The 3227-nt window shown below is 40.6% G+C and carries 2 protein-coding genes; both read left to right on the forward strand.

The features are described from left to right. Positions 1–472: 472 nt before the first annotated feature. Entirely contained in the window at positions 473–1978 is a 1506-nt protein-coding gene (locus AB3329_RS10490) for a CHAP domain-containing protein (RefSeq protein ID WP_368395708.1), read from the forward strand. 212 nt (positions 1979–2190) lie between these two features. After that, positions 2191–2853, forward strand: coding sequence for an alpha/beta fold hydrolase (locus AB3329_RS10495; protein WP_368395707.1), 663 nt, complete (start codon positions 2191–2193; stop codon positions 2851–2853). Positions 2854–3227 lie beyond the last annotated feature (374 nt).

Raw genomic sequence — 3227 nt, forward strand, 5'->3', positions numbered from 1 at the left:
CTTATCCGGTTTAGACGGCGCCCAGAGTATCGAGGAGGTGCCGACAGAGCTGGAGGCAGTGGTGGCTGAAATCGGTTCTGTAGCGGCTAGGGAACACATTGGTGAGCTGACCAAACCTTGGAGATGCTCAAGACGCCGGCAGATGTAAAAGCGGCCAATTAAAAATTGAAAATTGAAAAAAATTACAAATAACCTCTGTGAGCAAAAGTCCTTTTCTTTCTATATATTTTTGGTATAATGTGAAAGGAGAAGATGTACAGACAGATAAAAATAGTTTCTTAGGGCTATTTATAAGTTTTTTCTTAAAATGATTCTGATTATCAGCCGATAAAAAATGGTTCTCGGCTCATTTTTTTGGAGTTATTTTAAGGAAAAATCATTAGAAAAATGTTATAATGTCATATAGTAGCAATATAATAAGACATTTTTTCGAATAGATAGTTATAAGAAAAAATAATTTAAGGAGAATTTCATGTCTTACAAGAGAAAATTATTAGCATTACTGACTATTTCAGGCTTGATTTTATCAGAAGCATCGGGCTTAACCCAAGTATCCTCTATTATTGCAGATGATACACCGGCAGAAACCACGACGACAACCACGACTACGACAGAAGAGGAAACTGCTGAAGAAGAAGCTGCAACGGATCCTGATACAGATGCGGATGCTTCTGAAGACGATGCAGATGGGGCTGATACTGATACAGCGCCTTCCGCTGAGGAAGCTCCTGCAGCCGATACAACGGAAAGCACAACCACGACGACTACGACAGAGACAACAACCTCAGCAACGACTGCTGCAGAAAAGGAAACAGCTCCTAGTACAAACTCCGGAGTTGCTAAAACAGAAAAAAAATCAGGCAGTCAGCCTGGCTCAGATAAAGCTTCCGCAGCCGGAAACGAGGCGGCTGCCAATCCCTTGGGAGGCAATCCTTTATCCTCCTTTGGTCTGCCGTTTTTATCTGATGGCAGTGAGATTGCTGATGCTACAACCACTAATCGTGCATATGTAGAACACTGGACAGGCGATGATGCCTATACGCATAATTTGCTGTCGCACCGTTACGGGATTACCGCAGAGCAGCTGGACGGCTATCTGGCTTCGACGGGAGTCGCTTATGACAAGAACCGTATCAATGGTGAAAAGCTGCTGGAATGGGAAGAAGCCAGTGGACTGGATGTCCGCGCTATCGTTGCTATTGCTATGGCTGAAAGTTCGCTTGGCTCAGCAGGTGTTGCGGCTCTTCCTGGTTCAAATGTATTTGGCTATGGGGCTTTTGACAGTAATCCCGAGAATGCAGCTAACTACAATGATGATAAGGCTGTGCGTGAGCTGACTAAAGTCACAATTATTCAAAATAAAAACACAACATTTAAACGGCAGGATGATAAGGCTAAGAAACTCGCTTTAGGCCAGTTGGATACGGTTGCTGACGGCGGTGTTTACTTCACCGATACTTCCGGGACAGGGAAAAAACGTGCTGAAATCATGGAAGATCTAGACGAATGGATCGATAAACACGGCGGCACCCCTGAAATTCCAGCTGAACTGAGAAATATCTCCGGAGTGACTTATGCGGAAATTCCAGCTGGCTACAGTATTTCCGAAGCTGTTAATGCAGCTGGCTATATTGCTGCAAGCTATCCTTGGGGTCAATGTACTTGGTATGTCTTTAACCGTGCTGAGGAATTGGGATATCGGTTTGATGCCTATATGGGCAATGGAGGCGACTGGCAGCATAAGTCAGGCTATGTGACAACCCATCAGCCTGAAGTCGGTTATGCTGTTTCATTTGCGCCAGGTCAAGCCGGTGCTGACGGTACTTATGGCCATGTAGCTATTGTTGAAGAAGTTAAGGAAGATGGTTCAATCCTGATTTCTGAATCCAACGCTCTGGGTCTCGGAGTGATTTCCTACCGCACCTTCTCGGCTGCACAGGCGAAACAGCTGACCTATGTAGTTGGTCAGAAAAATTAATCTGCTCAATCAATTTGAAAATAGCAAAAAGACTGGCAATAAGCCAGTCTTTTTGCTAAGTAAGGAGACTACTATATATGATTAATGCAAAAAATAAAGTAGTAGAATTCCATGGAGACAATATCCATTATATTACGTTTGGTTCTGGTGAAAAATTTCTTCTTTTAATACCCGGTCTTGGTACAGAGTGAATAAAAGGGAAAGCTAAACAAATGGCCTTTTTTTATAGAAAATTCGCTAAAAATTATAAAGTACTGATATTTGATCACCCAAACACTATTGAAAGAAGCTATCAAATACAGGATATGGCCCAAGAGATTGCTTATTGTTTGAATAAATTAAATATACATAAAATTGATGCTGTAGGTGTTTCGCAAGGCGGTATGATAGCTCAGTCCCTAGCAATAAATTATCCAGATTTAATTGAACATCTTGTTTTGGTTGCAACAACTGCTAGAAATAATATGAAGCAAAATGATGTTATCAATAATTGGATAGCATTAGCTGATAAGGGAGATGTAAAAGCTTTATTATCAAATATGATTGATAATGTCTATTCAAAACAATATTTAAAAAAGCATAAGCTTATCCATGTTGCTCTAAAATATATGGTTAAGGTAAAAGATTTAGAGAGATTCAGTATTCTTGCAGAATCTTGTTTAACATTTGATGTCTATGAGCAATTAAGTGATATAAAATCAAAAACATTAGTCATTGGAGCAATGTTAGACAAGGTTATTCCAGTAGAATACTCAGATGAATTAGCGTCAAGAATTAATTGTAAAAAAATAATTTTTAAAAATTCAGGGCACGCTATTCATCAAGAAATTTCCGATTTTAATAAAATAATTTTAAGGTTCCTGCTCTCAACCTAAATAAACCAAAAAAGTTAAAACGAGAGGAAATGATGAGGCAAAATATTGCCCTCACTTTCTTATTTCTGTGGATGAACAAATATCTGATTAAGGAAGTTAATCCGTTCTAGCCGTTCTGACAGGGGTGCGCAGCCGAAATCATAGATTTCGGACTTACCGCCAGCCGTAAACGACTGAAGGCAGACAAAAATCCTAACCTCTCAAATCATTGCTTGTAGTATAAACAAGACGCAGTAGCCTAGCGGCATTTTAGTCGCTTTTTCAAAGCTTTAAAATGTCTGCTAGGCTTTGCGGGGGCGAGACATCGAACTTTACGGTCTGGGGTTCTGTCTCGCTCCCTAGTCGTCTTGGCAGAGGGGCGCCTACGAAATCAA

The sequence above is a fragment of the Streptococcus huangxiaojuni genome, assembly GCF_040930515.1.
GTDB lineage: Bacteria > Bacillota > Bacilli > Lactobacillales > Streptococcaceae > Streptococcus > Streptococcus huangxiaojuni.